Origin of the sequence: Rothia sp. ND6WE1A (assembly GCF_001683935.1) — a bacterium.
In the GTDB taxonomy this organism is placed as follows: domain Bacteria; phylum Actinomycetota; class Actinomycetes; order Actinomycetales; family Micrococcaceae; genus Rothia; species Rothia amarae.
Window position 1 is genome coordinate 1 of record NZ_LXTU01000016.1, and the last position, 5,990, is coordinate 5,990.

At 53.1% G+C, this 5,990-nt stretch carries 5 protein-coding genes, 1 tRNA gene and 2 rRNA genes; all 8 read left to right on the forward strand.

The annotated features are described in order from the left end of the window. Positions 1–293 (forward strand): 23S ribosomal RNA (locus tag A7E48_RS01890); the annotation flags it as partial. A gap of 102 nt (positions 294–395) precedes the next feature. Then, positions 396–512 (forward strand): 5S ribosomal RNA (gene rrf, locus A7E48_RS01895). A gap of 168 nt (positions 513–680) precedes the next feature. After that, positions 681–1,568 carry a thioredoxin domain-containing protein gene (locus A7E48_RS01900; protein ID WP_068168753.1) on the forward strand — a complete coding sequence of 296 codons (888 nt, stop codon included), beginning with the start codon at positions 681–683 and terminating at the stop codon, positions 1,566–1,568. A 99-nt stretch (positions 1,569–1,667) separates the two neighbouring features. Beyond that, on the forward strand, positions 1,668–2,672 hold the full coding sequence (locus tag A7E48_RS01905; RefSeq protein WP_068168756.1) for a nucleoside hydrolase: 1,005 nt from the start codon (positions 1,668–1,670) through the stop codon (positions 2,670–2,672). Positions 2,673–2,686: 14 nt separating this feature from the next. After that, positions 2,687–3,493 carry an ECF transporter S component gene (locus A7E48_RS01910; protein ID WP_141669342.1) on the forward strand — a complete coding sequence of 269 codons (807 nt, stop codon included), beginning with the start codon at positions 2,687–2,689 and terminating at the stop codon, positions 3,491–3,493. Continuing rightward, a complete protein-coding gene (locus A7E48_RS01915; protein ID WP_068168764.1) occupies positions 3,490–4,263 on the forward strand; it encodes an energy-coupling factor transporter transmembrane protein EcfT in 774 nt (257 codons plus the stop codon). Before A7E48_RS01910 ends, A7E48_RS01915 begins: the two co-directional genes overlap by 4 nt. Beyond that, entirely contained in the window at positions 4,260–5,552 is a 1,293-nt protein-coding gene (locus A7E48_RS01920) for an ATP-binding cassette domain-containing protein (protein WP_068168767.1), read from the forward strand. Before A7E48_RS01915 ends, A7E48_RS01920 begins: the two co-directional genes overlap by 4 nt. 74 nt (positions 5,553–5,626) lie before the next feature. Continuing rightward, positions 5,627–5,700 (forward strand) — tRNA-Thr (locus A7E48_RS01925). Positions 5,701–5,990: the final 290 nt, after the last annotated feature.

Consider the following 5,990-nt stretch of genomic DNA (forward strand, 5'->3'; position numbering starts at 1 on the left):
TCCGCTGCGTGCGTTGGAAATTTGAGAAAGGCTGTCCTTAGTACGAGAGGACCGGGACGGACGAACCTCTGGTATGTCAGTTGTACCGCCAGGTGCATGGCTGATTGGCTACGTTCGGGAGGGATAACCGCTGAAGGCATCTAAGCGGGAAGCCTGTTTTGAGATGAGATTTCCTGGCAACTTTGTGTTGTGTGAGGTTCCCTATAGATGATGGGGTTGATAGGCCGGGTATGGAAGCAAGGACTGGAGACTTGTGGAGTTGACTGGTACTAATAGACCGAAGGCTTACATATTTTTTTCTTGGTTTGGTTGTGTTTGCGTCCACTGTATGGTTTTGAAATAACAAAACACTCTTCTTCAACGAAGAAGATAGGCACATGTTAATTTCATAGATTTGCGGTGATTATATCGCAGGGGAAACGCCCGGTTCCATCCCGAACCCGGAAGCTAAGACCTGTTGAGCCGATGGTACTGCACTGGGGACGGTGTGGGAGAGTAGGTTATCGCCGCATTACTTTTAGAAGGCCTTGGAGCATAGCTCCGAGGCCTTTTTTCGTTTAATAAACAGATACACTGAAGGCTTTCTAATAGTTTACTGAGAAAGTATGTTCTAAGGTGGTTACTCCTTGAATACTCCAGTATTCTGAAGAAGACAGTAATCAGAAGAAAGTGAGAACCCGGTGGCGAAAGACAGAAACGTCTCATCCGCTGACGATGCCCGTGTGCGCGCCCGTCAGGTAGCCTCAAAGCAGGCGAAATCGACGTCCAAATCTGGATCAGGCTGGATTAAAGCAACTGTAGCTCTACTGGTGGTAGCGATCGTTGCGATCGTTGCAATCGTTATGGTCAATTCAAAGTCCAAAGAGATTGCCGAATCAGGTCCCGTACCTGCCAGCGCCAATCAGTATGGCGGCATCGTGATGGATAAAGACGGAATTGTTAAAGATGCCTCATCTGAGCCCAGCCGTGATTTCAACTCACTCTATTCAGCATCTGCATCAGCTACCCCATCGGGTGAGTCTACTGCAGCGCCCGTCCCGCTTGGTCTTCCCGATCCCGAAAAAGCTCGTAAAGAAAGCGGTCCCGTAACTCTGACTGTTTTCCAGGACTTCAACTGCATCCACTGTGCTCAGTTTGAACAGGAATACGGTGAAGAAATCCAAAAGCTTATTGACGAAGGCAAAATTAAGCTTGAGGTCCGTAACCTCACATTCCTCGATGCAGCCCACCCCGGTGAATACTCAGCTCGCACAGCTAACGCTGCTTACTCCGTTGCTAACCAGGTGTCCACCGACGATTACCTGAACTGGCAGCGCGAAATGTTCACCCACCAGGGCAACGTTCTGAAGAACGACGAAATCATCGATATTGCTTCTAAATACGGCGCTGACATCAAAGAAGACATGGACAACAATACCTGGCGTCCGCTGGTGAGCGTTGTGACCCCCGAGTCATCTATGAACGGAGTGTCCGGCACCCCGACTGTTTACGCAGACGGACAGCAGTACACCAGCAAGGACTTTACCGGTTGGATTAACAAGATTATCTCCGAAAAAGGAAAAGCATAATCTGTAGATAACCGCTAAACTATTAGAGGTTTTGTAGGGACAGCTACTTACCGCGGTAACTCGTGGGGTAGCTGTCCCTTTTTCGTGTGAAGGAGAAGCATGAACAGGAACGTCCAGCTCTTTATCGATTGCGACCCAGGCATCGATGACTTGATGGCGCTCGTCTACGCCGCAGCTCATCCCCGCGTAGATATTGTGGGAGCAGTCGCCTCGGGCGGGAACGTGCCTACCGAAACAGTAGCTCGGAACTTACGGGGTGTCTTGCACCTCGCCGGCGTTCCAGAAGTGCCTTGGGCCTTGGGCGCGAAAGACCCTCTGGGGCAACGTCTTACTACTACAGAAGAAACTCACGGTCCCTTTGGCACAGGGTACGCTCAGCTACCCCTACAGGCAGAACCCACCAATCGGGTTACGGGGGAGGGGGCACAACTCTGGGTGGATATGGCCAACACCTACCCTGGGGAGCTGGACGCCGTCGTTCTCGGGCCTTGCACCAACCTGGCGTTAGCGCTCGACCTAGACCCGGAGTTGCCTTCTAAACTGCGAAGCCTGTACATCATGGGTGGCGCCTTGAACCACACGGGCAATACTATGCCCACCACTGAGTGGAACATCCATACTGACCCAGAAGCGGCATATAAAGTATTTGAAACGTTTTCTCAACCAGGACTGAAATGTTACCCGGTTCTGTGCCCGCTTGATCAAACCGAGAAGAACGAGATGACCCCTGAGCTAAGAGCGCGACTGTGTGCGGGGGAGGCTCCCGTCCTCAAAGCTTTGGACAACGCGTTGCAGTTCTATATGGAGTTTCACGAGAGCGATGGACTGGGATTTATCGCCCACGTTCATGATCCATTTGTAACGGCTCTGGCAGTGAACGATTCGCTCCGAACTAAGGGCGAATCCGAAGCTTTGATGTTGGGGGAGTCGACTGCCACAACCATTGACGTGGAATTGGATGGCCGGCTCACCCGCGGGCAGACGGTCGCCGACTGGCGCAGACGGTGGAACCGCGAACACAACGCAAGAGTACTGACATCTGCGGATACCGAAGAATTTTTTCAACACTATATCGACACGGTGCGAAAAGCATTCGCCCTATAACCGAGGAGAAAAGCATGGCAGAAAGAAACGCGACGTCTGGGCAGAGGCTTTCACCAATGGGTGAGAGTCTCGGTAATCATGAACAAACTCAACATACTCGAGGGACGCACACTCTATTGAACGTGCTGGGGGCACTCGTCATTGCGGGGACTTACCTCTTTACCGTCCTGAGTGCGGGCGGTGGTGCTGAGGATATGACGGTTTCCCTGCCCCTGGTTAGCGGATACGCCGTGGGCGCGATTTTGCTACTCCTAGGAAACCTCCAACGAATTCCACTCTCAGCAGTAGCACTGATACCTTTTGCCGTTGCCTTTAACATCGTGCTAGGTCAGATTGTTGGGTTCTCGGGAATCCCACTTTATCTTGACTCCATCGCAACTATTTTGGTGGCTTACCTGGCTGGTCCAGCAGCAGGGGTGCTGACCGGCGTCGTCACTAATCTTGCCTGGGGCCTGACCATTAACCCCACGACTATTCCTTTTGCCGCAGGAGCTGCCGTCATCGGTGTATTGGCAGGTATTGCCGGACAACATCGTTTGTTGGAGCGCTGGTGGACCGCCCTGCTGGCAGGATTTGGCACAGGTATTGTGGCAGGTTTCTTAGGCGCGCCGGTAGCTGCATTCGTTTTTGGTGGAGGGCAAGGTGTAGGTACTGGATCGCTCGTCGCCGTTTTACAGGCAACCGGACAGTCTTTGTTGGGCGCGGCTACCCTGCAATCCTTGCTTTCTGACCCGCTGGATAAGGCAATTGCCTTCTTACTGGTGTGGGCGGTTGCCAAGACTATACCTCAGCGGGTGAAAAACCAACTGACAGCTCGATGAAGTTACTCGAACACGGGAATGGGCTCTGGGGCGGTCTTCATCCGCAAACCTGGGTTGTTATCGGATTGAGTTTCATCGTGGTGGCGTTGGCTCCACTGTCGATTTGCGCTCGTATTATTCTGTGGTTGACGGGTTGTGTGCTTTTGTTGGGAGCAGGGCAGGGACGCCGTCTGCTACTTCTCCTGTTAGCGCTGGCGCCGGTTGCCGGGATGTCCTTTCTCATTCAAGCTGTTAGCTTCAACGGGATGCGGGTTCTCGCTCAATGGCAGCCATTTGCCGGATTGAACTTTGCGGTGACGTTGGAGGGTCTACATTTTGGTGTTTTGCTGGCTTTGCAGGTTCTTTGCTTTGGAACCGGGTGTGCGCTGATATCGCTGACCACCACTGCGGCTGGGTTGCGCACGGCGCTGGGGAAGTGGCGTCTCCCGCCGAGGCTCATTTACTTGATTGTGGCGTCCTTGAACGCGCTTTCTCAACTGCAACGGTATGTAGCTATTGCGCGGGAAAGCGAGCGGGCTCGGGGTCTTGAGCGCAGAACGCTCGGGGGTAACGTGCGGCTTGCGGTGAAAACCGCGACGACCGTTTTTACTCTGGTTCTGTTAGAGCATGAAGACCGTGGAAAATCGTTGGCGCAACGTCGCGTAGAGATGCCCGGGCGTCGTATCTTTCTACGAACCTACGCCGATTCGCGTGGGCAGAAGGTTGCGCGTTGGATATTGCCCGCTCTGGCTATTGGGTTGGTTTTGCTCGCTTATGGAGGTGTTCTTTGAAGCAGACTATTGACGCTCGGGCTCTGATGGCGGCGGATCTGAACGAGCCGGAATTTCAATCGGCGCGCATTCTGATTTATGGGGGTCGAAATAGCGGGAAATCAGGGCTTGTCGAGCGTTTTGCACATCGGTGGGGTGCTCTCGTCCAAGGGGCGAATGCTCAGGCGCAACTGAGTGCGCTGTGTTCAACCGTTGCCGAAGAGATTGCTCTGGGGCTAGAAACGACGGTGGCAACGCGGGATGAAATGACCGTTCGAGTTGAGAGCGCCGCCGAGTCGCTGGGAATTTCACATGTGTTAGAAAGCAATCCCCTGCAACTTTCTGGTGGGCAGTCGCAGCTGGTGGTGCTTGCATGTTCTGCGGCAATGCAACCTGCAGTATGGGTGATTGATGAGCCTTTCACCGGCTTGGACGACTCCGCGCGAATCCGAGTGCTTGCTCTGTTGAAAGAGTACGAGGGGAGTGTGGTGTGGACGTCGGTCAGGCCGTCCGAAGCTGAGCTGAACCTGGCGACTCATCGGGTGGAGTTAGCTTCTGCGGATGCTGTTCAGATGACGGCGGCGCGAGTTGAGGATTCGACAGACCGAATTTTTGAACTTTTAGTGGAAGAGATGCGCTCGAACGAAGCGGCAAATCTTCCAGCGTTGCACGTGAAACAGTTAGCCGTGCATCCTCAGCCGCACGATAGGCGGAGAATCTGGGGTAAGCGTGACGCTCCGCAACCGATATTTTCTGGGCTCGATATTGAGCTTCATCGCGGGCAAATTCTGGCTGTTCAGGGCGTTAATGGTGCGGGTAAGAGCACTCTTTTGCGCACGCTCGCTGGACTCATACCTGCGGTGGGCGGGGAGTTTTTGGTTGCCGGTAGGTCTCTTGCGGGGGCAGATGCTGCCCAGCGAGTAGGACTCGTCTGCCTTGCCGCACAGCATCCAGCCCACCATTTTCTCGCCAGCTCGGTAGCAGCGGAGATTTCTTTGGGGCCGGCGGGGCAATGTTCGCAGGCGCTACGGTCTGAACTATTAGGTGCAGTGGGGCTTGCAGGAAAAGAAGAGGAGCATCCTCAGGACCTTTCGCCTGTTGAACAGCACCTACTAGCTTTGGCGACGGCGATTGCCGCACGTCCCGCCGTATTGCTTGTGGACGAGCCGACGGCGCGTTTGGACGAGGCAGGAGTGGGGCAGGTGATCCGATTGCTGAACGTATACTGCGCAGCTGGCGGCGCTGTTGTGGTGGCGACGCACGATGCTGAGTTCCTGGCGCGGGTGAAGCATTGCTCGCTGAATCTCTAACGAGGTGTGAGCGCGCCGACAATGCGAAACTAGCACGCTATGCGGTAGTATGGACGAGTTGCGTTTTTCGCTTCGCCTCCTTAGCTCAGCTGGCCAGAGCACCTGTCTTGTAAACAGGGGGTCACCGGTTCGAATCCGGTAGGGGGCTCACATAAAATCATTTGATTTCCTAGGGATGTACCTGCTGCAAAGTCTGGTGCATCCTTTTGTTTTAGGGACGTTTGCTAACAGATTTGCTAACAGGACTTTGTTTTGCCTTTCTAGTGAGGAGATAGAGATCCAGAAAAGGGTATATATTTTATTGATCATCTCCAATGGTTATTAAAGTATTGTAAAAATTTAATAAATCAGATTTTAGGTTATCTAGGGGATATTCTTGCCGAGAGCCATTTGAGAGTAATTGGTATGAAATATTATTATTATTTATTTTTGAATACT